Raw genomic sequence first — 24314 nt, forward strand, 5'->3', positions numbered from 1 at the left:
TCAAATTTCAAAATGAATCGAATTGCTAGAGGGGCTTAAAAACTCTCCGAATTTAGAGATGGAATTAAAATAAAAAGTACTATTTTTGAAAAATGCACAGTTTTCCCATATATGGAGAACTTTTTCCCAATATAGACTGTAGTCCTTAAGTAAGAATTAAAAAATATTGTCTCTTTAATAAAGGAGGCATAAACCATAAACTTTTTTTATATGATTCAAGATAAAAGCATAACTCAAAAAAAGGTTGAGTCGAACGGACAAAGTTCCTATAGTTATCAGGAGGTACTTGAGGCAAGTAAGGCATATTTTAGTGGAGATGAGTTAGCTGCAACTACTTGGATGCATAAATATTCTATGAAAGACAAGGAAGGTAAATTCCTTGAGAAATCACCAGAAGACATGCATCGAAGAATGGCTGAGCAGTTTGCAAGAATAGAGGGAAAATATGCTAAAAGCATAACAAAGGAGAAGAGTGGTAAACTATCTACATATGGTAAGAAGAGGAAGGCACTTTCTTTTGAGAAAGTATATGAATTGTTTAAGGAATTTAAATATGTAATTCCACAAGGGAGTGTGATGGCAGCATTGGGTAATACTCACATGATGGCTTCACTTTCTAACTGTGTGGTTTTACCATCTCCTTACGATTCATACGGTGGTATTTGCCAGACTGATGAACAATTAGCACAATTGTTTAAGAGAAGATGTGGAGTTGGTATTGATATTTCTACTTTGCGTCCTGCTAATATGAATGTAGCTAATGCAGCAGGTACTACTAGTGGTGCAGTTTCTTTTATGGAGCGTTTTTCAAACACCACCAGAGAGGTAGCACAAAACGGTAGAAGAGGTGCATTAATGATTACGATAGATGTAGCTCACCCAGATGTTGAAGATTTTGTTAAAATTAAGCAAGACTTAACTAAAGTAACAGGAGCCAATGTTTCTGTAAGACTTTCAGATGAGTTTATGAATGCAGTATCAGAAGGAACTGAGTTTAAACTACGTTTCCCGATTGATGCAAAAGATCCAGAGATTAGCAAAATGGTAGATGCTAGAGAGCTTTGGAAGGTAATTATTTCTTCTGCACATAACACTGCTGAGCCGGGTCTTATTTTCTGGGATCGTCAACACTGGTATTCAACCTCTTCGGTTTATCCTGAATTTAAAAACATCTCTACAAATCCTTGCTCGGAGATTGCCATGCAAGGTGGAGATAGCTGTAGACTAATTGCGCTTAACTTATACAATTTTGTAGATAATCCATTTACGCCAGAAGCAAGCTTCGATTATGAGAAATTCTTTGAAATTACTTATGAAGCACAAAGATTAATGGATGATTTGGTTGATTTAGAATTAGAATCAATCGAGCGCATTATGGCTAAAATCGAATCTGATCCTGAGCCAGATTCAATTAAGAAAAACGAACTTGAAACTTGGAAGCTTCTTTACGAAACAGGTAAGAAGGGAAGAAGAACAGGCTTAGGTTTTACTGCTATGGGAGATGCTATGGCTGCATTAAACCTAAAATTCGATTCTGATGAGGCAGTTGAAGCGATTGATAAAATAATGCGCGTGAAGTGTGAAGCAGAATTTGAGAGTTCTATCGATATGGCTGTAGAAAGAGATGCTTTTGTAGGTTTCAATTCTGAAATTGAAAATCAATCTGAGTTTGTTCAAATGTTGGAGAAAGAATTTCCAGTAGTTTACAAACGTATGATGGAATACGGAAGAAGAAACATTTCTATTAGTACAGTTGCTCCAACTGGTACATTAAGTATGTTGGCTCAAACTACTTCTGGTATCGAACCTGCATTTATGCTTTCTTATAAGAGAAGAAGAAAAGTAAATGCAAGCCAAAAAGAAACCAAAGGAACTTTTAAAGATGATATGGGAGATATGTGGGAAGAATTTGACGTGTACCATGCTAAGTTTAAAACTTGGATGGAAATAAGCGGCAAATCTGATGTAGAAGAAAGCCCATATGTTGGTTCAACTGCGCAAGAGATCGATTGGTTAAAAAGAGTTGAAATTCAAGCAGTAGTTCAAAAATATGTTACTCACTCTATTAGCTCTACAATTAATTTACCACAAGATATTTCAGTAGAGAAAGTTGGTGAGATTTACATGGAATCTTGGAAACATGGCTTAAAAGGTATTACCGTTTATCGCGATGGTTCAAGATCTGGTGTATTGGTTTCTAATGATAAGAAAGACGATGGGGCAAATGAGATTGTAGAAACAGTAGCACCTAAGAGACCATCTAAATTAGAAGCAAGAGTAATTAGATTCTACAACGAGCAAGAAGCTTGGTTGGCAGTAGTTGGATTACTTAATGGCAGACCTTATGAGATTTTTACAGGTCAGGCAGAAGAAGCATTTGCACTTCCTGAGTATGTAGATAAAGGTTGGGTTATAAAAGGTGAAACTGAGAATGGCAGAAGTCGTTACGATTTCCAATACCACGATAGACAAGGTTACAGAGTAACTATTGAAGGTCTTTCAAGATCGTTCAATAAAGAATTCTGGAACTATGCGAAGCTAATCTCAGGTATTCTTCGTCATGGTATGCCGCTTCCATATGTGGTTGATCTAGTATCGAACCTAAACTTCGATAAAGACTATATCAATACTTGGAAAAACGGTGTTGCTAGATCATTAAAAAGTTTGATTCCTGACGGTACTGTTGCAGTAGACAGAGAGTGTCCTAACTGTTCTGATCCAGACGGATTAATTTATGAAGAAGGATGTTTGAAGTGTAAAAGCTGTGGTTACTCAAAATGTAACTAATTCGAATAGAACTTCTTAAGTAGATTATTCAAAGATGTTTCAAAGTTAATCTTATAAAGATTTTTTTTGAAACATCTTTTTTTATAATTGCCTTTTCAGGAAAAGTGTCTATTCATTATCAGAAAAGTGATTTTTTCTGTTACCTTTTGGTTTTATAGTATATTCTTTTTCGTCGTCAAGAAAAGAATCACCATAAAAATCATCAGAAGGTATTGTTCTGTTGTTCTTATTTTTCTTTTGGATATTTTTTTGTGTTTTCATGTTCTTGAATTTAAATTTATTATTGTACGTGGTTTTATTTTGAAGTCACATACAATGCGTCAAATTTTGAACTACTGATATGAATAGAAATGTGCATCAACTGAAAGATGAGGAAATAATATATAGTCTTACTAATCAGTTTGATACGACTTGTTTCAACGAGATATCAAAACGATATGAAACAAAAATATTCAAAAGATGCAGGGCATATGTAAAAGATGAAGAATTGGCACGCGATCTTACGCAAGATATTTTCATAAAATTATTTCTTCATTTAGATGCCTTTAAATCTGGTGGCAGGTTTTCGCCATGGCTATATACTATTGCCAATAATACTTGCTTGGACTACCTTAGAAAAAACCGTAAAAAATACCATGTAAAGCTGTCAGAAGAACTTTTCGAGCAGTTTGAAGACATATCTGAATTAGACGTAGATCATTCTTTAGACGAAGATTTAACTATGGAATTGCTAGAAGAGTTAATGAAGCAATTACCTCCTCAAGATAAAATGGTTTTGTTACTGAAATACAGTCAAAAACTTTCTTTAAAAGAGATTCAAGAAATTATGGGTTTGGGAGAAAGTGCGGTAAAAATGAGATTAAAACGAGCAAGAGAAAAGATAACCCGATTACACAAAACGTATAAAAAAATTAAAGGATTTGATAATTAACAAAGGCTGGATTTCAAAATCCAGCCTTGTTTTTTATACTCCGATTTTATCCTTTTTCTTAGAATCTGTATGATGCACAGATTGTTCTACAAACTCAACAATTTTATCAGCAATATCGATTTTTGTAGATTTTTCAATTCCTTCTAAACCTGGCGAAGCATTTACTTCAATTACTAATGGTCCTCTTTCTGAGCGAAGCATATCCACACCAGCAATATGAAGCCCTAGTGCTTGCGCTGCCTTAATTGCAACTGATTTCTCTTCACGCTTCAATTTAACGGGAGTTCCCACACCACCTCTGTGTAGGTTTGAACGAAATTCACCTTCTTGGCCTTGTCGCATCATCGCACCAACAACTTTCCCATTTATAACAAAAGCTCTAATGTCTGCACCTTTGGCTTCTTTTATAAACTCTTGTATCAAAATGTTAGCATCGAGTCCGTAAAATGCTTGAATAACAGATTTAGCAGCTTTTTGAGTTTCGGCAAGTACAACACCGAGTCCTTGGGTACCTTCAAGTAGTTTTATAATGAGGGGAGCACCACCAACTTGTTTAATCAATGTTTGAACATCGCCCGGATATTTTGCAAAAGCAGTTTTTGGTATACCTACACCTGCTTTAGAGAGAATCTGAAGACTTCTTAATTTGTCTCTGGCTCTTACCAAGGCTAAGCTACTTACTGTAGTAAATACCTTTTGCATTTCAAACTGGCGAATAATGGCAGTGCCATAGAACGTCACCGATGAGCCAATTCGAGGTATTATAGCATCAATACCTGTTATTTCATGGTCGCCAATATATACATTAGGTCTGTCCTTTTCGATTACTACATAGCAGTTGGTATGGTTAATCACCTCCGCTTCGTGACCTCTTTTTTTGATAGCCTCAACCAATCGCTGCGTTGAGTATAATTTCTTATTTCGTGATAAAACGGCAATTTTCATTAGCCTTTGTTTATATTTTTAAGATTATAAGATAAATTTTTCTGGCTTACATCGACGAGAAACTTATTCTTAAGAAGCTTTTTACCCAGCAAAACCGGATACTTCATTTGTTCTCTGTCTGAAAGTGTAAGATCAACCTTTATAATTTTACCAAAAAGCCTAATCCTACTTTTAATCACATATCTATATTCTGTGTGTCCGAATGAACTTTTGATTCTTTTTTCTCTAAAATTTTCGGAACTGAACTCTATCCCATTGTATTGGGGATGGTCAGGATCCAGCAAATAGAAGGTGATTATTTCTTTTCCCTGTCTTTCAATAAGCTTAACCTTATGGCAATGTATTGCTGATGTTTCTGCACCAGTGTCGATTTTGCAGGGAATATCAAAAAGATTTAAGTCAGGAAAATCAACTTTATCCAGACTTCCAATAACTAGTTTTTTATTCAAAAGACTTCTTTCTTTTAACAAATTTAATAAATCAATACAGACATAAAGAATTTTAATATTAATACTTAATTAAATTATCCAAAGAGATTTGAGATGTTTTTTTGAAAAAAATTGAGAATAGGGGAGGAAAACTTAAAACAGAAAGGTCTAAAAACGAAGCTAGGCAACAAAACGATTGCTGCCCAGCCAATTGAATCCAATCATGAAGAATCGGAAAACCGACCTTCATATTTCAAAACTAAATAATTAAATCTTTACAATTTCATAACAAATGCTAATGAAACTTTTTTCTATTCCTAATAACTGTAAATACATACAATATTTGGTTACAACTCTTCCTTATAGCAGATTTCTTAAGTCAAAATCGCAGAAATATGGAAGATGATTTGGTTTAGCAAGATCAATTGAAAGTATATTATTCATATCATCAGTATAAATAATTTCATAATATTCTTTCTCAAATAGGTAGAGTACGCAAACGGTATCATCAATTTTTGCAGAACCCGTGTATTGTGCTTCTAGTAGTAATTTGTTGAGTTTTACTGAAAATGGTAGCGTTATAAATTTACTGATCATTGTTAGTATGTTTAGTTTGATTTGTTGCTTTGAAAACGGCATTTTTTTTTGAATAGAATATACCGTTAAGCTTTATTTGCTTTCAAATGAAACAAAGCTAGTATTATAACAATGTACAAACTTTATTTTTTAAGATTCCTTTTGAGACAAATAGCGCAAAAATCACAGTTTTAGACTGTGGAGAGTATAGGTTACTTAAAAAGTAGTAGATATGATGAAAAAGGGTAGGAGTATGATTATTAGCAATAAAAGAATATTCTTTTTTAATATTTTATTCAAAGTTTATAGTCCTTAAACTTTATTAACCGTAAGCTTGAGTGGTAAATAATAAATTATAGGTATAAAAAAGAAAAGAGTAGATTCAAATTCTACTCTTTTCTTTTTATAATAATTTATTGTTGATTTTGAAATTGATATGCTTTTAAGAATTTGTCGAAGATAGCAGTGTTTTCAAAATAACCAGAAAACTGTTCTGCTTGGGGGCCAAATGCAAATACAGGGACAGAAACAGCAGTGTGACTTCCAGTAGTAAACATTGCATTTACTTCGCCATTTTCAATTGAGCCACCATTTAATGTTAATCCTCCAGTTTCATGGTCGGCGGTAACTACTACCAACGTATGTTTGTCTTTTGCTGCAAATTCTAATGCTTTAGCGATTGTTCTGTCAAAATCTAGCATTTCATCCACTACATATTGAATGTCGTTAGCATGTCCACCCCAATCAATTTGAGATCCTTCTACCATTAAAAAGAATCCTTTTTCGTTTTGGCTTAAGAGCTCAATAGCTTTTTCAGCAGCATTAGGTAGCATATCTTCTCTGCCCTTAGAATATGGAGGGTTTTCATTTTCAGCAGTTAAAGCGGCAACTTTACCAGAGGTAATCGGAGCAAGATCATCCATAGAATAAACAACCTGATAGCCTTTGTCTTTTAAATCAACAGTAAGGTCTTTACCGTCTTCTCTATCAGCAAAGAATTTTTTACCACCACCAATAAAAACATCTATATCAGTTTTTAAAAAGTCAGCAGCAATTTCTTCTTCCATATTTCTTTTCGGTTGGTGAGCTATAAAAGATGCAGGAGTTGCATGTGTAATTGAGCTTGTTGCTACAAGACCAGTTGCTAAACCATTTTTTTCTGCTATTTCAAGAATAGTTTCAATAGGTTTGCCATCTGGATCTACACCAATTGCACCATTGTATGTTTTTTTACCAGCAGAAAATGCTGTTGCACCAGAAGCAGAGTCAGTAATATATTTATCAGAAGAGTAGGTTTTGCTCATTCCCATCACTGGCATATTCTCAATAAATAATTTACCATGATTAGCCGTCATACCAGCATATACTTGTGTAATGCCCATACCATCGCCTACAAGAAAAATAATATTTTTGACTTCTTGGGTGCTATCAGGAGCATAAACAATTTTACTTACTTCGTGAGTTTTATTTGCCCTAACAGTAGTTCTTTCTGGACTTTTTGCTTCCTGACATGAAACTATGCTAAGAATACTTAGACAGATTATTAAAAGGAATTTTTTTGTCATTACATTAAATATTTAAATTATTTAGCGGCAAAGCTAATTGGATTGCTATAAGTCTGGAAAACTTAGATGCTTTTTAATATTATGATTGATAAATTTAACCTTTTCTTAATTTTATCTAACAACAGCTCAAAAAAATGAAACTTTTCTCTTTCCGAATCTGGCTATTTGCTGGTTTAACTTTTTTATCTCTCAATCTACTTGCTCAGGAGGCGAATGTTAAGAGGATTGATAAATATCTCTCTGACGCACAAGTAGCTTGGAATGTGCCAGGTATGGCTGTAGCAATCGTAAAAGATGGAGAAGTAATTTTGAGTAAAGGTTATGGCACCAAAGAAATAGGCAAAACAGAGAAAGTAGATGAAAATACCTTATTTGCAATTGCCTCAAATACGAAAGCTTTTATAGCATCATCACTCGCAGTTTTAGCTGGCGAAGGTAAAATTAACTGGGATGATAAGGTGCAAAAGTATCTACCTAGATTTGCTATGTACGATTCTTATGTGAGTAGCCATATAACAATTCGTGATTTATTATGCCATAGAGCAGGTTTGGGTACTTTTAGTGGAGATGTAATTTGGTATAAGTCTGAACGAAGTGCAGCAGAAGTAGTAGAAAAAATACAGTATATTCCTCAAGCATATGATTTTAGATCGGGTTATGGCTATTCTAATGTGATGTTTATTACCGCAGGAGAAGTGATTAAAGCAGCTACAGGAAAGTCTTGGTCTGATTATGTAAAAGAAACTTTTTTTAAGCCTTTGGGCATGGAAAGAAGTATTACAAGTACAAATGATTTAGATTCAAAAGGAAATTTTGCTATTCCTCACAAACCTACTCCTAAAGAAGTGCAAGCTATTGATTGGGTAAATTGGGATAATATGGGTGCAGCTGGGGGTATTATTTCTAGTGTAGACGATATGTCTAAATGGATGATATTGCAGCTAAATAGCGGTATTTTGAAAAGTGATACCATTATTAAACCTGATTATCAAAATATAATGTGGACACCTCATAATAACTATGTGGTGAGTGTAAATTCAAAAAAGCAACAACCCGGCAGACATTTTAATGCTTATGGTTTAGCTTGGGGTTTACAAGATTATTATGGTAATATGATAGTTACCCACAGTGGTGGTTATGATGGAATGTATTCTAGAGTAATGATGATACCAGATATAGATTTAGGCATAGTGATTCTGACTAATACCATGGAAGGTATAACTACTCCTTTGTGTTACTATATTTTAAATGCATTTATTAATAAAGAAGCAAAAGATTGGTCTGCAGAAGCACTTGAAAGTGCTCGAAAAGATCATGACCACGAAGAAGAAATTGCTAAAAGAAGAGCTGTAAAAGTTGAAAATACTAAACCTACTCATAGTTTGTCTGCATATACCGGTACTTACTACGATTCATTTTATGGTGAGATAAAAGTTTATGAGCAAGACAATCAATTAAGAATAGACTTTGAGAAAGCCCCTTTACTTTCTGCTACTTTAAAGCACTGGCATTACGATACTTGGGAAATTATCTGGGATGATGAACAAGCTTGGTTTGATTTCGGAACAGTTCAGTTTGAGTTGGATAATAACTTAAATGTAAGCGGATTACAATTTGATGTTCCTAACTATGATATATTCTTCGAAGAATTAAATATGAAGAAAAAAGTAGATTAATGCCTAGGCATTAATCTACTTTTTTAAAAATAAGGTTGATATCTTTTTCTTGATATAAGAATAATTTTCCTTCCCTAATGTCAAAGTTATCGCTGCTTTGTAACAGTTGCAGAAATTCACTTTCGTTTACTGGAGGTATACAAGCTTTCTTTGTCGACATGAGCTGTTTAACTTCGATACCTTTGGCATCATTCGCTGAAAAAGTCCCATTAAAATTATTGCAGCCTGAATAACCCATCACTCTATTTTCATTTATATGAAATTCAACATAGGGTAATTCATTGTAAATACTTTTGTCAATGGGAGTATTACTTATGGTTTCTAATACCCAAATGTCATTCAGTAAAGTAGTTGCTGGCACTTCTTGTTCTGTTGTTTCATTTTGTTCTTGATATGCTGTGTCTTGTGTAACACTCTTTTTGCATGCTGTAAATGCAATTAGTAATAAAGCGGTTGAAATATACTTCATAAATAAATTTTAATTTGAACCGAAATTTAATAGCTATAAGGTGTATTTGCTAACCAACCTAACCATTAAATCATTCAGATATTCTACATCATATTCTCCAACAGTTGCTTCGATATGATCGTTTCCAATTCCACTATCGTTTGTAATAAAAACATAAGTTGAGTTAGTCGCCATAGCGATAAATCGCATTAAAAACTCAGTATCTTTTTGTATACCACTGGCTGTAATAGGTATAATCTTAATTCCTTTCGCAGCAGCTTTTTCTGTTAACTCCTGAATTTGCGTAATTACACTTGGTGTCTCATGATGTGGAGGTGCATCTAATATTAAAAACATAATTCTGGTTCTGGCCTCAGCAGACCAAGTTAATTGTTCAATAGCATCAGACATAGCTGAGTGAACTGCCTCAGGGTAATCTCCACCTCCATCTGCACTTTGGGCTTTAATAAAGTCGATCGCTTTGTTATTATCTTCTGAAATGTTTGAAACTTTGGTGACATATTCATCACCTTCATCTCTATAAAATACAGTACCCATCCTTAGTTTAAGATCACCATCTGTGGATTTGATTCTATTTATCACATCTAGTAATTCTGTTTTAAGGTATTCTAATTCGTCTCCCATAGAGCCTGTAGCATCTACCACAAAAGTGAGATCTACTGTATTAGGTTTTTCTTGAATTTGAATAGGTAATACAACATTTTTTCTTTGTCCACTGAATATGTCAAAGTTTTCTACTTCATAAGAATTCCCCTTAAAATCTATAGTGATTTTGCTTGTGCTACTTTTTTGATTAGAAAATAAGCCAGACCATAATTCGGCCTTACCAAAGTTGTCTGTTTTTGCATTCCAGATAATATCATCATCTGAGTAAAGCTGTACAGTTGCATCTATTATTGGTAAGAGATTTTTGTCAGTAATGGTTAGAGCATATCGGTTTTCAGGATAGAAGCCCCAGTAATCGTATAAATTTTTAAAGGTGTCTTTTTCAACTAAACTTTCCCAAAAACTCCAATTATCTAGATCATTCCATTCTCCAGCTGTAATTACACCAGCTTCTTGTTGTTGGCCATCTCCATTTCCAGAAGAACTACCACCGTCTGTTGAATAAGCCCCATCTAATCTGAGAGCTTCACTTGAGGGAGAAACATCGCTATCTGAATCTATTTCTTCACAGGAGATAATTGTAAAAAATAATAATGTTGAAATGAGCAGAGAGGGTAGATACTTTTTCATATTTATCTGATTAGTTTTTTAATGATACGCTTTAAGTGATATCTCTGCTGCATCAAATATTTTTTGGGGATAAAAAAAGGCAACTCGAAAGAGTTGCCTAATTTAATTCTTCATGATTGTATTCGTAGTTCCATAGACACCCCAAAAGGTGCGTCAAATAAATATCTCGAAAATATTTTGAAGGTCAGTATAGATTGGATTCATTGTTCCATATGCAACAAGTACTGTGCCTTTTGTTAATGAATCTAAAAAAATTTGACTTAAATTTTAGAGAAAGTATTTGGCTATATCATCCCAATTGTTCATTCTTCTGTAACCTTCTAATGTTTCATTGTGTGGAGCAGTATAAACAATTGGTTCACCAGATGTAAATGCAGATAGGTTTTTTACATGGTCGTCGATTAGGTAATCTGCATCAATTATATTTTTAGCACCACAATAGACCAAGTTTTTCCAAGAAAAGAAAGGGAGGTTTTCTTTAATCCATTCATATTTATCGATAAATGAAGTGGGAAATTCCATTGCAGCAGTTACTATAAAAACTTCATAATTTTCCATTAAGGCCTTAATAGTTTCACGTGCTTTAGGTTTAATTTCTAAATCTCTGAAAAATCCGGGTCGATAAGGAAACTGTCTTACTACTTTAGCATGGTCTTCTGGAATTATCTGCCATACTTTTTTGCCTCTCATTGCTGCTCTATCTACAGTAGTATTAAATTCTGCTTCGTAAGTTTTTACTGCTTTGCTGACGTAATCAACGATTACATCATCCATGTCCAATGCAATTTTTTTCAAAACGCTTTTATTATATTAAAAAATTTAGGTATGATTATTTTGCAAAGGTAATAGACAAAATTTAAGAAGACAGTTGATTTTTGAAATATAGTATATCTTATAAGTATAACTTCTACCTAATCGGAGTTTATAACTACAATTTTGACAAAACTTCGTCAATTTTTAAGTTGATATCTTCTAAACCAGCTAAGAAATAAGGAGTATCTCCTTGATGATCTTTTAATTTTTCTCTAAAATTTCTTATTGTAGTTTTTAACTCTTCTAAAGAAAACAGCTCTAGAGAAGTTTGAAACCAATGCACAGCAAATGATACTTTTTCTTCTGATTGATTTTCAACAGCTTCTGTTATTAATTTTCTAAATTCTTCAGTATCAGATTTTAACTGGTTGATAATGGCTGTTTTAAAACTTTCATTGCCATCTGCCATTTCTTCTAATTTCTCAAAAGAGATAATATTTTCATTTTTGAAAACTGGCTGATTGCTTTTTGTTTGGTTAGTAGTCACTTCATTTTCTGTAATTATAGTTTCGTTTGAATTTGTTGATGAATAAGATGCTTTTCTACTAAGTTTTTTAATTTTTGAGTATAACTCATTCGGGTTAAAAGGTTTGGTTACATATTCGTTAAAACCAGTTTGCACCACTTTTTCTTTCACTTTAATCATCACAGAAGCAGTTAATGCAATGATAGGCATTGTATTAATATCTTCATTTGGATGTAACCTGATTTTTTTGGTAGCTTCGTAACCATCCATTACAGGCATTTGTAAATCCATTAAGATAATGTCAAACTCTTCTTGTTCAATTTTTTCTAAAGCAATTAAACCATTATCTGCAAAAGTGATATTTGTATTCCATTTCCCTAAAAATTCACCTGCTACAAGCTGATTAACGGCATTATCTTCAACCACTAAAATATTAATACCTTCAAGGTTTTTTTCTTCATGGCTAAATACTAGACTAGCTTTATTATTTAACTGGGAGGTTTGTGCTTTTTTGAATCGAAGTGTAAAACTAAATTTGCTTCCTTTCCCTACTTCACTTTCAACAATAACTTCACTGCCTTGTAGCTCTACAAGATATTTTACAATGGATAAACCAAGACCAGAGCCACCGAATTTTCTGGTAATTTCTCCATTTGCCTGAGAGAATCGCTCAAAAATCACATCCATTTTATGCTTTGGAATTCCTATGCCGGAATCTTCAATAACAAAATTGATGTCAATATTGAAGTCTGTTTCTTGTAAAACTTCAACTTCTACAGAAACAAAACCTTCTTCGGTGAATTTTAAAGCATTTCCAACAAGATTGATTAGAATTTGGCTTAATCTGGTAGGATCTCCTAATACAAGCGATGGAATATCATTATCGTATTTGATCTTAAGTTTAATATTTTTCTCCTCTGCTTTAACTTTAAGTGAATGTTTAATTCCGTTGAGTAGTTCGAACAGGTCAAAATCAATTTCTTCAAAAGTGATCATTCCTGACTCAATTTTATTGATATCCAAAATATCATTGATAAGAGAAAGCAGGTTTTCAGCAGAGAATTTAAGTGTTTTAATTTTTTCGACTTGATGTGGCTGAGGATTATCTTGCATGAGCAAATGAGACATGCCAATTACTGCATTCATAGGTGTTCTAATCTCATGACTCATAGTAGAAAGAAACTGCTCTTTAGCGATAGAAGCTTCTTCTGCTTTTTTCTTGGCTTCGATTAGTTTTTCTTCATATTGTTTTCTTCCAAAAGTAGAGCCTGCCCAGTTTGCCAGCATTTTGATAAATTGGATATCATATTTAGAAAAACCTCCTTGCTTAGGTTCTGGAGAAGAGCAGTTAATAGTACCATATACCTTCCCATTTACATAAACTGGAGCTCCAATATAAGACTTAAAACTAAAATGTTCGTAACATGGATGTGAGGCAAATGATGAGTGAGTTACATATGGCAATGCTATTGTTTCATGTTTTTCGATTACTCGATTACAATAAACATCTTTAAGTGGAAAAACAGTACCTGCTTCTATGTTAAGCGATTCTTTATTACTATAGATATATTTTACCTGATAGTCTTCGTCTGTAATCTTACTCATAATAGCCAAAGGGAGTTGCAGATAATTACAAACTTTCTCTAAAGCTATTTGTATTTGCTCATCATAACTCAAATTAACATTAGAAGCTACTTCATTTAAAAACTCTAAACCTTTCTGATAATGAGTTAAATCAGTTTCTGCTTTTTTTCTAGCTGTTATATTTTGCAATGCACCTCTTAAAAAAATTGGGTCTCCTGTTTTTTCATCTTCGATTACTTTGCTAGTAGCAAGTACATATCTTTCTTCACCCTGTGGTGTTATTGCTTTTAATTCTAATTCTATTTTCTTTTTATTGTTCAGTGCCTCTGCAGTTTTTCTTTTTATTAATTCTTTAGATTCAGGAGCTAGACAGTCTAAAAATTTTTTTAAAGTGATTCCTTCATTATAATCTAAGCCAAATATTTTATAAGACTCATCAGACCATTCAACTTTGTTTAGTATTATATCGTAATTCCAAGTGCCAAACTGTGCAATTTCTCTGGCTTCTTTAAATACCTGATCACGTTCTTTATTTTTTTGGACTATATCAGCATATTTTTTAATGGTTTTGCCAAGTGCCAATTTTTGTTTTAGATAATTAGCTTCTTGTTTTTTCAAATTCGAAATATCAGTACAGCAGCCTATAATTTTTATGGGATTATTTTCATTATCCCAACTTACTATTTTACCCTTACAGTTTACATAAATTATGTATCCTTGTTTATGGTAAAATCGTATTTCTGCCTCAAATAATTTTTGAGTGTTACTAAGTATATGTTTTTGAATAGTAGTAGTTAAAGAATGGTAATCTTGTTCGTAGATGAACTTAGCAAAATCGGCAGGGTTATTAGTTATTTCACTATCATTGTAACCTAAAGTATTTAGTAGGTTTTTGTTTAAAAAAAGTTTTTCTTCTCGAATTAACCATTCCCAAAAACCAGTGAGCGTACATTCTTGAAAAGCTTCTATAACTTGCTCTTTATCAGCAAGTTTCTCTAAAAATTTTTGATTTTTTACTTCCTGGTCGCTGTTGCTTTCACTTATATTTTTACTTTTTACTTTTCCCATCTTTTAATAATAATATGGATATTACCATTAAACGGGGATGGGGTTTAGTCATTATTTCAAATGCTAATAATTGCTAAAATATAGGTATATTTATATGAAATATTTAAATTCTTCTAATGAAAAAGGCTTTACCATATAAGCAGACACAGAGCGATATTTTTCTGCTTTTTTCTTGTCTATAAGATGTATAGAACTGGTAAGTATAATAATTTTAATGTCTGGATATTTTTGGAAAAACTCCTTTTCATAAATTTCAAGAAATTCGAATCCATCCATTAAAGGCATTTGTAGGTCTAATAATACAAAGCGCGGTTTTTCTTTAGAACCCTCGGCCATTTTCCTTAAATAAGAAATGCCTTTAGAACCATCTGTTAGTGCAATAGCATTTAAGTTCGGATAAGATTTTTCAATCATCCTATTTACGATGAGGACATCAATCTCACTATCATCTATTACCAAATAATTATTGTTATTCATTATTTGCTGTAATTTTTAGTTCAAACTTTGATTATGATAGTCTATTTGTTTTTTAACTAAAATTTCGAGTTTCTTTTATGTAAAAAAAATCTGATAGTCTTAATAATTACAATAGCAAAATCTCCAATTTTTATTGAAAACGATGTTTGAGTAATGGGTTTAGTGAGTAATCAAATTTAAAATAAAGTATAAATATACAAAAAAATTAAATTTTCTTATTCACACACTTATGCTATAGTAGTGAAGAAGTTTTTAAATTAAAAATCGAATTATCAGCTATTTATATAAAAATCTTATTAAGATCAGATGTAAATACATTAGAAAGATTACTTTTACAGCCAATTCAATCTTATACAAAGGAATATCAAACTTTGTTTTTAAGATTAATGTTTGTTGCAAGTTAAGAGCATTTTTTGACTTCAACTCTAATTACAAGATTACATAAAATTATCGAATGATTCCATCTGAAATATTTATTTCTTATTCCTGGAAAGAAGAAAGCAACAAGGTAGCTGACGAGCTAGAGAAAATTTTTAAAGAAAAAAGCATAAATATTTTAAGAGATATAAAAGCTCCTGAGTACAAAGGTCTTATAAGAGAATTTATGCAACGGGTTGGTAAGGGTAAATTTATTATTCTTATATTAAGTGATAAATATTTAAAATCTGAAAATTGCATATACGAGCTTATTCAGATTTACAAAACTGGCAAGTTTCAAGAAAGAATATTTCCTGTAGTACTTGATTCTGCTAAAATCCATAAGGCGGTAGATAGAGTAGAATATGTGAATTATTGGGAAAAAGAAATAAAAGCTCTCGATAACAAAATTAATACTGGTCATTTATCTGCTTTAAAAAATATATATGAAGAGCTTGATTTATGTAATGAGATTAATCAACACATTATTCAATTATCTGATATCTTAAAGAATATAAATGCTTTTGCCCTTAAAGCTCATAGAGAAGAAAAGTATGCAGATTTAATAAAATCTATAGAAAAACAGGTGAAAATTGATACAGAAGGAGAGGTGCTAGAACCTGTACACGATCCTGAGATTGAAGTACCTGCAGACAATAGCCCTGAGGCAAAAAGACTTAGAGAGTTACATGCTAAAATAGAAGAGCACTATAAAATGTTAGACGATTTCGAAAATCAACATAAAGAAAACTCAGAGCCAAGAGAAGATATAAGGATAAGACAAGAGATTAATAAAGTGCGTTTGAGAATAAGACAATACAAAGAAGAGATTAATATGATACGTGGTTAAATTAACCTCTAACGAGGTTTTAAAAGGGATTTTTTAATCCTTTTTTTTATTTTAACTTGATGACGTTATGAAAGGAGCATGAGTTTAAAAGAAAATAAATATATCATACTTCACATTGTAGGTGGAATTATTTTCTTGATACTTCCATTGCTTATTTATCCACATCCACCAGGTGAAAATAATTTTCTTTCTACACCTCCTTCAATAAGAGATTTTATAACTAATGTATTATTGCTGGTGTTTTTTTATCTAAACTTTTACTACTTAATACCACAATTTTACTTTAGAGAAAAATTCATTTCGTATGGACTTTTTATCATGATATCTTTTTTGATAATAATTTTAGTTCCTTCTTTAGTAACAGGTTTTGTTCCTTGGCAAAACCCGGCTCCAGTTGATTCATTTAATAGCTTAACGCCTCCACTGCAATCGGCAAATAATTTCTTGATGATTATAAGTCAACATGTATTTTTATTCATTTCCGTAATTTTATTTTCAGTTTTATTACGTACAAGAGATAGGTTGTTACTAACAGAAAAGGCTAAGTATAAGGCAGAATTAACTTCTCTCAAAAATCAGATTAACCCACATTTTCTATTTAATACCATTAATAGTATTTATGCTTTTGCCATTAAAGATAAATCTCATAAAACAGCAGATAGCATTCTTAAGCTTTCTGGATTAATGCGCTATGTGGTTTCAGAAACTGGAAACCAATATGTTTCACTGGAAAAAGAAATCGATTATATCAAAGACTATGTGGCTTTACAAGAGTTGCGAATAGATAAAAAGATTAAATTTTCATTTAAGGTTACAGGTCAAGCTTTAGGAAAGAGCATTGCACCATTAATATTAATTCCTTTTATAGAAAATGCATTTAAATATGGTGTAAATCCTGATGCAGATTCTTTGGTCGATATTCAAATTAAAATTGCTGAAGAAGAACTACAATTATTAGTTGTAAATAACAAAGTGCGCCTACATATAAAGCCATACGAAAAAACGGAAACAGGTATAGCTAACACAAAATCCAGATTAGATTTGTTATATTCATCGAAGCATGTATTAGAAATAACTGAAAGTGAAAAACAATTTAAAGTAGCCTTAACTATATTTTTTTAATGATAAATGCGATAGCCATTGATGATGAACCTCTTCCTTTAGAAATCATAGAAAGTTTTTGTGACGATCTGGATTTTATTGATCTTAAAAATACTTTCACACAAAGCAATAAGGCATTAGCTTATCTAGAATCAAATTTGGTTGATTTAATATTTTTAGACATTCAAATGCCAGCAGTTTCTGGAATTGATTTTTACAAAAGTCTAAAGAAAGATATACCTGTAATTTTTACTACAGCACATAAAGAATATGCAATTGAAGGCTTTGATTTGAATGCGATTGATTTTCTACTAAAACCTTATTCATACGATCGTTTTATGGTGGCTGTAAATAAGGCAAAAGAGTTATTTGATTTGCGAAATAAGGATGAAAACGAAAATTCAAGCTATTTAATAGTAAAAGCAGAATACAGTACTATTAAGATATTTTTTAATTCAATTCAGTTTATCGAAAGTATTGGAGATTATTTGAAAATTTATGTTGATGATAACAATGCTATTGTAACCAGAATGGCTTTAAAAAATGTGTTAGATTCTTTACCTAATAATTTTGTGAGAATACATAGATCATTTGTTGTTCCTCTTGAGAGAGTAGAAGTTTATAGAAATAAAAAAGTTTTTATTGCAGGTCAAGAAATACCAGTAGGTACTACTTATCAAAAAGAGTTTAAGAAACTTTTTAAAGATTAAAATCTTCACCTATAGTCTTTATCTTATAACTAGGTTGGTATATTTTAAAATAGGTTCTGGTGAGTTGCCCTTAAACATAATGGTGTACATTCCTGATTTTAAATTGCTGGTATCAATCTGAATGTATTTTTCAGAAGTTGAGGTTTGGTAAACTTCTTTTCCGGTTATATCATAAAAATGAATTTCGCAGCTATTTAATAATGAGTTGGCCAATTCTATATTTACAACTTTGTCTGCTGGATTTGGATAGATAAGGATATCTTTTTTGAAAAAATCTAATGATACAGATTTAACTTTTGAATTTTCCGATTTACCATCAAAATCAACTTGTTTGAGCATGTAGTAAACAATTTTGCTAGTGGTTTTTAAATTGGTGTCTGAATAAGAATAATGAATGCTAGAATTAGAATTTCCTGCACCTTTCACTACATCTATATTTTGCCAACTCGTTCCGTTTGTAGATCTTAATATTTCAAATTGTTTATTATTACTTTCAGATGTAGTTGTCCAAGTTAAATATGGCTTATTATCTTTAAGTTCAACCGAAAAATGAACAAGTTTAACTGGAAGAGGTGCAGTTTCGAAATCTACAGACCCTAATGTGAAATAGAATCCAGTACTAGCATTGAAATCATGATCAAAGCCAATTAAATCTGTTGAGTTATCGTAAGTAGATGGACTTACGGAAGTTGCACCATTGGCAAAAGTATCATCAGTATCTACTAACAATCTTAAGTCTGCTAATTCATTCGTGCCGGCATTTCCATCTGGACCAATAATTTCAGAAGTATTAAATTGTACATGCACAGTTCCTAAAGTGCCGGTTTCCTGTGCTTTCCAAACTCTGGCCAATCTTATTGTGATATCTTCACCATTAACTGTAGTGCCACTTTCACTGTAACCAAAATTACCTTCATTGTTATTTCCCCACATTAAATAGCTAATGTCGTTACTGAAAGTATTGCCATTGGCAGAGTTAGTAGAAGCAATACTTCCTAGACCAATTATTAAAATATCGTCGCTCTCAGTACTTTTAGATTGCTTTTGATTGAGTCCAGAACGATCGTCTCTGCCTATTCCAGCCACATCGTTTTGAAAAGTGGCATCACCAGCCCAAACAGTACTTCCATAGCTATTTAAATAATTATAAGTACTTGAAGTTGAGCCCAGCGTAATACCATATTTAATAGCCAAGTAACTTTCAATTCGTTGAATTTGAGCAGAAGTTAAATCATCAGCATACACTATTATTTCTCCAAGCTTACCGTCAAACATTCTATAGTCATTACTACTTATACTACCACTTTTAGATTGACTGCCAATAGTAAATGGGCCTTTAACTTCTCCATGTGAACTCGATGCCCTAATCTCATTTTCTGAAAGCATAGCTACAACTTTATCTGTTGAAGTGATAAGATTGTTGTTTATGTAAATACCAGCTTCCGTAGAAAAATCTATACTGTATCTTAAAATTACACTACTTGTAAGAAAACTATGGCTATTTTCAAAAGCACCACCATCTGCAGAAATAGCAGTATAACCCGAAACATTATCATAGCCGTATGTGAAACCAAATCCCTCATTTCCTGCGAAACCAAAGTCAGTAATGTATTGTCTGGTCTTAGAGCTTTTTGTAGAGTCTGCCTTTGCGATTGCAAAAATGGTAACTCCCTTAGATGAGTCTGTAAAAAAGATATAATCATCAGCTAAGTCAAAGCCCATGGTTTCACCATCAAAATCTATTATCGGATTAAAATTGATATTATCTGTTGAATTGTCATAAAAAGTTGGAGGACTCAATTGAGAAGATGAGCCATCGTTTTGCCGTGCAATTGCTTTATCTAGCCAATAATCTAGGTCTTGACCATCACTAGCACTAGATGTACCATTTTGCGCTCCTAAGTCAGCTTTTAGCCATAGCTCAATATCATCTGATATGCCACCCGGAGATTCATAAAAACTGGCATTAATTCTTACAGAAGCAATTACCATATTAGTGGTAACCACTCCTATGCCACTTTTGGTAAATTCAGGTGTATATCGATCATAGCTGGTTATACTTCTGTAACTAGCTGAATGACTACTTAATAAACCATTGAGTTCATGAATTTCAGTTCCTCCACCAGTACTTGAATATGATCCTATGATTGAAGAATGACCAGAAATACTTATAATTATATCATCGACATTAGCAGAAATTGGGGTTCCTGTATCAATTACTTTTGCGTTATCTGAGCTATTAGTAAGTTCGTAGGAAACAGGTGTATACTGGTCTGCATTGTCAAGTAAAAGGATACTTATATATTTTTCCTGTATGTTTATACCATCATTATCAAAAGTTATACTGATGGTATCATGTAATCTAGTACTAATATCGTAATCATCTAAATAAAACAGATCAGCATTTTGATACAATAACGAACTAGATATTGTTGAGCTTACTGTTACATCAGTTATTTTGGTTAATCTCCTACCACCATAATCTACAGCACTTACATCCTCACCTAGTAGAGATAAAGAAGTAACACCAACAACTAATAATCTATTTGTTGCTGCTGATGGGCTAAATACTATTTCAGAATTAGTAGAAGAAGATTCATCTACTATAGTGACTTGAGCAAAACTGATAAAAGGAAAGCCAAGAATAAATAGGAGGAAAGGGGTAAGATTTCTCACATTAACAAATGCTTAATTATTAGCAATTATTTTTGCTAATTCTAACAAGCAATTCGATTATGTATTGCGAAAAGTCTAAATAATGCCACTAAAAGATGGTAGTTAAACTAAGTAATTAACATTAAACACAAGCTTAAATATGCTAATTCTAATTCAAAAATGAAGAAAAATTTGATTGTGATAAGTAATAAATTTCTCTTATTAATTTATTCAAATTTGTTGAAAATTATTAACAATATACCCAATTTTAGTCCGTTTCAAGAGCGAATTTCAATAAATTTCACACATAAAATAAACATACTAATGGGATTTTTCGACAAGTTAAAGCAAGTTAAAAATATGGTTACTGGTGGTGGAGCAGTAGTTAACGTTGCACCGGCTAACCAAATTAATGATGGAAATGAACCGATTGCTTTTAAAATTTCTTGCCAAGTAAAAGATGCTGATGTTTCTGTAAGAAATGTATATCTTAAGGTAAGAGCAATTGAAGAAGTTGTATGTAGAGATACTGATATTGCCAGAGATTATGATGGTGAAATTAGAACAATACAAGAAGATGTAACTAATACTTGCGAAACTTATAGTACAGAAATTCAAGTTGCAGCTGCTGAAACATTAGAAGCAAATGAAACTTACGAGTGGATTGTAGAGTTTGAAGTACCTTCTAACTTAAATGGTACTTATAGAGGTCATAATGCTTTACACGAATGGGAAGTTTATGCTGGTCTTGATGTAGCAGGTAACGATCCTGATAGTGGTTGGGTAACTTTCGAAGTTAAGAAATAAGTAATAATAAATTCTTTAAAAAAAGCAGTTGTTTTAGTTAAACAACTGCTTTTTTTGTGTCTAATACTTTGTTTTAAGTTCTATTTTCTAATTAATTTAAAATGATGTTATAATTGCTGTTTTAATCCAAAATAATGAATAGTCGCTTTCTTGAATTTATAAAGAAGATCACAAATGTACCAGAAGAGCAACAATATAAATTTACTGAGTTGGTCAGTACATCACATATGCAAAAGAGTGTGGCCTTTATAAGAGCAGGAAGTTATTCTAAGTCAATTGGTTATGTAGATGAGGGTTTGTTCAGGTATTTTTATACAAGTAAAGAGGGGATAGAATATACAAAGGGCTTTTTTGATAAAAATAATGTATTGAGTTCTTATAGTGCTATTATTGAAAATAGAGAATCATATTTTACAATAGAGGCTCTAGAAGATTCAATAATTGAAACTGTTGATTATTATAAGTTTAAACAATTGTTTACCGAACATCCTTGTTGGAATGAGTTTTTAGTAAAACTCCTTGAAAAAGGATTTATAACTAAAGAGACAAGAGAGCGAGAGTTTTTGCTCTTGAATGCAGAAGAGCGCTACAAAAATTTTCTTGAAAGATTTCCCAATCTAGAGAGCAGAGTTAGACAGCATATAATAGCCTCTTACCTTGGCATTGCACCAGAATCTTTAAGTCGTATCAGAAAAAAATTCTTCACTTAACATAGATCAATGTAAGCAGCTTCTAAATAGGATTTATTTGTGATATGTCTAATTAAAATATTATAGTAATGACACTCATAAATAATACAGTCTTAATTACAGGAGGTAGCTCAGGCATTGGATTTAAGTTAGCCGAGATTCTTGTTAAGAATAACAATCAAGTGATCATATGCAGTAGATCCGAAGAAAAGCTAAAAAGATCAAAAGAGTTAATTCCTGAGTTACATATTATCCAATGTGATTTGGCTACTAAAGAAGGATGTATGAAACTTACTGAGCAAATAAAAAGGGATTTTCCGTCTTGCAATATCTTGGTAAATAATGCAGCTGTAGTGCATAAAAACAACTTTTATACTGATAATTCAGCACTCGAAAAATCAGACTTGGAGATTCAAACTAACTTAATAGCGCCAATTTATCTATCTAAGTTATTCATACCTGTAATTTCAAAAAATAAAAATGCTAAGATTATAAATATCAACTCAGGTCTGGCTTATTTACCAAGGGCAGTTTATCCGATTTATAATGCAACAAAAGCAGCCTTACATTCTTTTACTCAGGTTTTAAGAATGCAATTAAGTAATACGAATATTGATGTTATTGAAGTAATGTTTCCGGCGGTAGATACTCCTTGGCATAATGGAAATACGCCTAAAATTGCGATTAGTGCAGATGCTGCGGTTAATGAAATGTTAGTAAAACTGTCTAAAAACAAAAAAGAAATAAGAATAGGTAAAGTAAACTTGTTGTATAAGCTATACAGGATTGCGCCAAAATTCGCTTTGAAAAAGTTGAATGATGTTAGTTGATGTATAGTTTATTCACAGCTAATTGAACTATTAAAATTCATGCTTTAGTAAGTAAAGTATTTAAAGTTTTCGTATGCAAAATGCTTCATAATATATTTAAAGATTGACTAAAACATTCTTTAAATAAATATGAAAATCACATTCAAATTAGCATTAATACTCATTTCTTTCTTTTCGATTTGTCATTTATCATCAGCACAAAGCAATCATTCTAATTTTAAAGTAATAGCCTTTTATACTGCTAGAAATGATTTAGCACACATCAGTTTTGTGAAAGAAGCTAACAAGTGGTTTTCTAAAATGAGTAAGGCAAATCATTTTAGTTATAAAAGTACAAATGATTGGAATAAGCTGAATACTAAGTATTTAAATAAGTTTGATGTAGTTGTCTTTCTAGATACCAGACCAGAAGATAAAAACCAAAGAGAAGCATTTGAAACATATATGAAAAATGGAGGCGCTTGGATGGGCTTCCATTTTTCAGCTTTTGCCTTAACTCTATCAGATTACAGCCAAAATTGGGATTGGTATCATAATGAATTTTTAGGCTCGGGTGAATACTCAAATAATACTTGGCGACCGACTTCCGCAATTTTAAAAATTGAAGATAAAAATCATCCTGTTATACAAGGTTTACCTAATACAATTACAGCATCTCCCAACGAATGGTATAATTGGCAAAACGACCTCACAACAAACCCAGATATTGACATTTTACTTTCAATTGACCCTCAGAGTTTTCCATTAGGAACTGGCCCTAAACCTTCTGAAATATGGAATGATGGTTATTATCCTGTTGTATGGACTAATAAAAATTATAGAATGATCTATTTCAACATGGGACATAATGACATGGACTACGAAAATGGAACAAATCAAACCCTTTCTTATACTTTCGACAATACACAGCAAAATAAATTAATCATAAATTCTTTAATATGGTTAGGCGAAGAAAATAATTGATGTTTCAACATTTAATTTGCTATTTTTAGTATAATAAATTAAATATTACATAAATTACAATTTATTGTATTGCTAATATATTTTACCCTTTGCCTTTATTCCGAAAACTTTTTTAGTAATAGGAAACTTTGTATAAACTAAAAGAGTTAGCTGATGTAACTGTAAAACGGTTCCTGGTGAGTAGATGATTTTACAGTAAATGAACTGATACATTTAAAAAAAATCTATTAAGGTTGTAATTGTAAATCAATGAAAAGAAAGACTTTTCTTA

At 32.0% G+C, this 24314-nt stretch carries 21 protein-coding genes; 10 read left to right on the top strand and 11 right to left on the bottom strand.

Annotated features, from left to right (window positions below):
• Positions 1 to 210: 210 nt before the first annotated feature.
• A complete protein-coding gene (locus tag OQ292_RS32225; RefSeq protein WP_284688408.1) occupies positions 211 to 2787 on the top strand; it encodes an adenosylcobalamin-dependent ribonucleoside-diphosphate reductase in 2577 nt (858 codons plus the stop codon).
• A gap of 108 nt (positions 2788 to 2895) precedes the next feature.
• Here OQ292_RS32225 and OQ292_RS32230 read toward each other — a convergent pair whose 3' ends face one another.
• A complete protein-coding gene (locus tag OQ292_RS32230) occupies positions 2896 to 3048 on the bottom strand; it encodes a hypothetical protein (protein WP_284688409.1) in 153 nt (50 codons plus the stop codon).
• A 79-nt stretch (positions 3049 to 3127) separates the two neighbouring features.
• Between OQ292_RS32230 and OQ292_RS32235 the strand changes: the two genes are divergently transcribed.
• On the top strand, positions 3128 to 3718 hold the full coding sequence (locus OQ292_RS32235; RefSeq protein ID WP_284688410.1) for an RNA polymerase sigma factor: 591 nt from the start codon (positions 3128 to 3130) through the stop codon (positions 3716 to 3718).
• Between the two features lie 33 nt (positions 3719 to 3751).
• On the opposite strand, the gene rimK is transcribed toward OQ292_RS32235, so the two are convergent.
• The 4 genes from rimK to OQ292_RS32255 form a co-directional block, all read right to left on the bottom strand.
• The gene (gene rimK / locus OQ292_RS32240; RefSeq protein WP_284688411.1) at positions 3752 to 4663 is read right to left on the bottom strand and encodes a 30S ribosomal protein S6--L-glutamate ligase; all 912 of its coding nucleotides are present in this window, start codon (positions 4661 to 4663) and stop codon (positions 3752 to 3754) included.
• Positions 4663 to 5112 carry an ATP-dependent zinc protease family protein gene (locus OQ292_RS32245; RefSeq protein ID WP_284688412.1) on the bottom strand — a complete coding sequence of 150 codons (450 nt, stop codon included), beginning with the start codon at positions 5110 to 5112 and terminating at the stop codon, positions 4663 to 4665. Before OQ292_RS32245 ends, rimK begins: the two co-directional genes overlap by 1 nt.
• Before the next feature lie 339 nt (positions 5113 to 5451).
• Positions 5452 to 5688, bottom strand: coding sequence for a hypothetical protein (locus OQ292_RS32250; RefSeq protein ID WP_284688413.1), 237 nt, complete (start codon positions 5686 to 5688; stop codon positions 5452 to 5454).
• 392 nt (positions 5689 to 6080) lie between these two features.
• On the bottom strand, positions 6081 to 7232 hold the full coding sequence (locus tag OQ292_RS32255; RefSeq protein WP_284688414.1) for an alkaline phosphatase: 1152 nt from the start codon (positions 7230 to 7232) through the stop codon (positions 6081 to 6083).
• Between the two features lie 134 nt (positions 7233 to 7366).
• Here OQ292_RS32255 and OQ292_RS32260 point away from each other — a divergent pair, with 134 nt between their 5' ends.
• Complete coding sequence (locus OQ292_RS32260; protein WP_284688415.1) at positions 7367 to 8908, top strand: serine hydrolase; 1542 nt, start codon at positions 7367 to 7369, stop codon at positions 8906 to 8908.
• 10 nt (positions 8909 to 8918) lie between these two features.
• On the opposite strand, the gene OQ292_RS32265 is transcribed toward OQ292_RS32260, so the two are convergent.
• The 5 genes from OQ292_RS32265 to OQ292_RS32285 all read right to left on the bottom strand — a co-directional run bounded on the left by OQ292_RS32265 (position 8919) and on the right by OQ292_RS32285 (position 15021).
• Positions 8919 to 9377 carry an META domain-containing protein gene (locus OQ292_RS32265; protein ID WP_284688416.1) on the bottom strand — a complete coding sequence of 153 codons (459 nt, stop codon included), beginning with the start codon at positions 9375 to 9377 and terminating at the stop codon, positions 8919 to 8921.
• Positions 9378 to 9410: 33 nt separating this feature from the next.
• Positions 9411 to 10613 (bottom strand): vWA domain-containing protein, encoded by a 1203-nt coding sequence (locus OQ292_RS32270; RefSeq protein ID WP_284688417.1) that lies wholly within the window; start codon positions 10611 to 10613, stop codon positions 9411 to 9413.
• 267 nt (positions 10614 to 10880) lie between these two features.
• Positions 10881 to 11408, bottom strand: coding sequence for a 5' nucleotidase, NT5C type (locus OQ292_RS32275; protein WP_284688418.1), 528 nt, complete (start codon positions 11406 to 11408; stop codon positions 10881 to 10883).
• Positions 11409 to 11541: 133 nt separating this feature from the next.
• On the bottom strand, positions 11542 to 14544 hold the full coding sequence (locus OQ292_RS32280) for a PAS domain-containing hybrid sensor histidine kinase/response regulator (RefSeq protein ID WP_284688419.1): 3003 nt from the start codon (positions 14542 to 14544) through the stop codon (positions 11542 to 11544).
• Between the two features lie 90 nt (positions 14545 to 14634).
• Positions 14635 to 15021: a response regulator gene (locus tag OQ292_RS32285; RefSeq protein ID WP_284688420.1), complete on the bottom strand. Its 387-nt coding sequence runs from the start codon at positions 15019 to 15021 to the stop codon at positions 14635 to 14637.
• Positions 15022 to 15475: 454 nt separating this feature from the next.
• Between OQ292_RS32285 and OQ292_RS32290 the strand changes: the two genes are divergently transcribed.
• From OQ292_RS32290 to OQ292_RS32300, 3 genes are all read left to right on the top strand, one after another.
• Positions 15476 to 16288 carry a toll/interleukin-1 receptor domain-containing protein gene (locus OQ292_RS32290; RefSeq protein WP_284688421.1) on the top strand — a complete coding sequence of 271 codons (813 nt, stop codon included), beginning with the start codon at positions 15476 to 15478 and terminating at the stop codon, positions 16286 to 16288.
• A gap of 78 nt (positions 16289 to 16366) precedes the next feature.
• Complete coding sequence (locus OQ292_RS32295; protein ID WP_284688422.1) at positions 16367 to 17410, top strand: sensor histidine kinase; 1044 nt, start codon at positions 16367 to 16369, stop codon at positions 17408 to 17410.
• On the top strand, positions 17410 to 18099 hold the full coding sequence (locus OQ292_RS32300) for a LytR/AlgR family response regulator transcription factor (RefSeq protein ID WP_284688423.1): 690 nt from the start codon (positions 17410 to 17412) through the stop codon (positions 18097 to 18099). The genes OQ292_RS32295 and OQ292_RS32300 overlap by 1 nt, the downstream gene beginning before the upstream one ends.
• An 18-nt stretch (positions 18100 to 18117) precedes the next feature.
• On the opposite strand, the gene OQ292_RS32305 is transcribed toward OQ292_RS32300, so the two are convergent.
• Positions 18118 to 20775, bottom strand: coding sequence for a T9SS type A sorting domain-containing protein (locus OQ292_RS32305; RefSeq protein ID WP_284688424.1), 2658 nt, complete (start codon positions 20773 to 20775; stop codon positions 18118 to 18120).
• Positions 20776 to 21078: 303 nt separating this feature from the next.
• Here OQ292_RS32305 and OQ292_RS32310 point away from each other — a divergent pair, with 303 nt between their 5' ends.
• The 4 genes from OQ292_RS32310 to OQ292_RS32325 all read left to right on the top strand — a co-directional run bounded on the left by OQ292_RS32310 (position 21079) and on the right by OQ292_RS32325 (position 24043).
• Positions 21079 to 21561, top strand: coding sequence for a hypothetical protein (locus OQ292_RS32310; RefSeq protein ID WP_284688425.1), 483 nt, complete (start codon positions 21079 to 21081; stop codon positions 21559 to 21561).
• A 134-nt stretch (positions 21562 to 21695) separates the two neighbouring features.
• On the top strand, positions 21696 to 22271 hold the full coding sequence (locus OQ292_RS32315; protein ID WP_284688426.1) for a Crp/Fnr family transcriptional regulator: 576 nt from the start codon (positions 21696 to 21698) through the stop codon (positions 22269 to 22271).
• Between the two features lie 68 nt (positions 22272 to 22339).
• Positions 22340 to 23080, top strand: a complete 741-nt coding sequence (locus OQ292_RS32320; protein ID WP_284688427.1) for an SDR family oxidoreductase — start codon at positions 22340 to 22342, stop codon at positions 23078 to 23080.
• A gap of 129 nt (positions 23081 to 23209) precedes the next feature.
• Positions 23210 to 24043: a ThuA domain-containing protein gene (locus OQ292_RS32325; RefSeq protein WP_284688428.1), complete on the top strand. Its 834-nt coding sequence runs from the start codon at positions 23210 to 23212 to the stop codon at positions 24041 to 24043.
• Positions 24044 to 24314 lie beyond the last annotated feature (271 nt).

The organism is Chondrinema litorale (genome assembly GCF_026250525.1).
Lineage (GTDB): Bacteria > Bacteroidota > Bacteroidia > Cytophagales > Flammeovirgaceae > Chondrinema > Chondrinema litorale.

Bases quoted from the DNA above. Each gene is read 5' to 3' on its own strand.
- OQ292_RS32285 (WP_284688420.1), bottom strand. From the start codon at position 15,021: ATGAATAACAATAATTATTTGGTAATAGATGATAGTGAGATTGATGTC.
- OQ292_RS32235 (WP_284688410.1), top strand. From the start codon at position 3,128: ATGAATAGAAATGTGCATCAACTGAAAGATGAGGAAATAATATATAGT.
- OQ292_RS32280 (WP_284688419.1), bottom strand. From the start codon at position 14,544: ATGGGAAAAGTAAAAAGTAAAAATATAAGTGAAAGCAACAGCGACCAG.
- OQ292_RS32260 (WP_284688415.1), top strand. From the start codon at position 7,367: ATGAAACTTTTCTCTTTCCGAATCTGGCTATTTGCTGGTTTAACTTTT.
- OQ292_RS32270 (WP_284688417.1), bottom strand. From the start codon at position 10,613: ATGAAAAAGTATCTACCCTCTCTGCTCATTTCAACATTATTATTTTTT.
- rimK (WP_284688411.1), bottom strand. From the start codon at position 4,663: ATGAAAATTGCCGTTTTATCACGAAATAAGAAATTATACTCAACGCAG.
- OQ292_RS32295 (WP_284688422.1), top strand. From the start codon at position 16,367: ATGAGTTTAAAAGAAAATAAATATATCATACTTCACATTGTAGGTGGA.
- OQ292_RS32290 (WP_284688421.1), top strand. From the start codon at position 15,476: ATGATTCCATCTGAAATATTTATTTCTTATTCCTGGAAAGAAGAAAGC.
- OQ292_RS32265 (WP_284688416.1), bottom strand. From the start codon at position 9,377: ATGAAGTATATTTCAACCGCTTTATTACTAATTGCATTTACAGCATGC.
- OQ292_RS32255 (WP_284688414.1), bottom strand. From the start codon at position 7,232: ATGACAAAAAAATTCCTTTTAATAATCTGTCTAAGTATTCTTAGCATA.
- OQ292_RS32310 (WP_284688425.1), top strand. From the start codon at position 21,079: ATGGGATTTTTCGACAAGTTAAAGCAAGTTAAAAATATGGTTACTGGT.
- OQ292_RS32300 (WP_284688423.1), top strand. From the start codon at position 17,410: ATGATAAATGCGATAGCCATTGATGATGAACCTCTTCCTTTAGAAATC.
- OQ292_RS32320 (WP_284688427.1), top strand. From the start codon at position 22,340: ATGACACTCATAAATAATACAGTCTTAATTACAGGAGGTAGCTCAGGC.
- OQ292_RS32250 (WP_284688413.1), bottom strand. From the start codon at position 5,688: ATGATCAGTAAATTTATAACGCTACCATTTTCAGTAAAACTCAACAAA.
- OQ292_RS32230 (WP_284688409.1), bottom strand. From the start codon at position 3,048: ATGAAAACACAAAAAAATATCCAAAAGAAAAATAAGAACAACAGAACA.
- OQ292_RS32325 (WP_284688428.1), top strand. From the start codon at position 23,210: ATGAAAATCACATTCAAATTAGCATTAATACTCATTTCTTTCTTTTCG.
- OQ292_RS32225 (WP_284688408.1), top strand. From the start codon at position 211: ATGATTCAAGATAAAAGCATAACTCAAAAAAAGGTTGAGTCGAACGGA.
- OQ292_RS32315 (WP_284688426.1), top strand. From the start codon at position 21,696: ATGAATAGTCGCTTTCTTGAATTTATAAAGAAGATCACAAATGTACCA.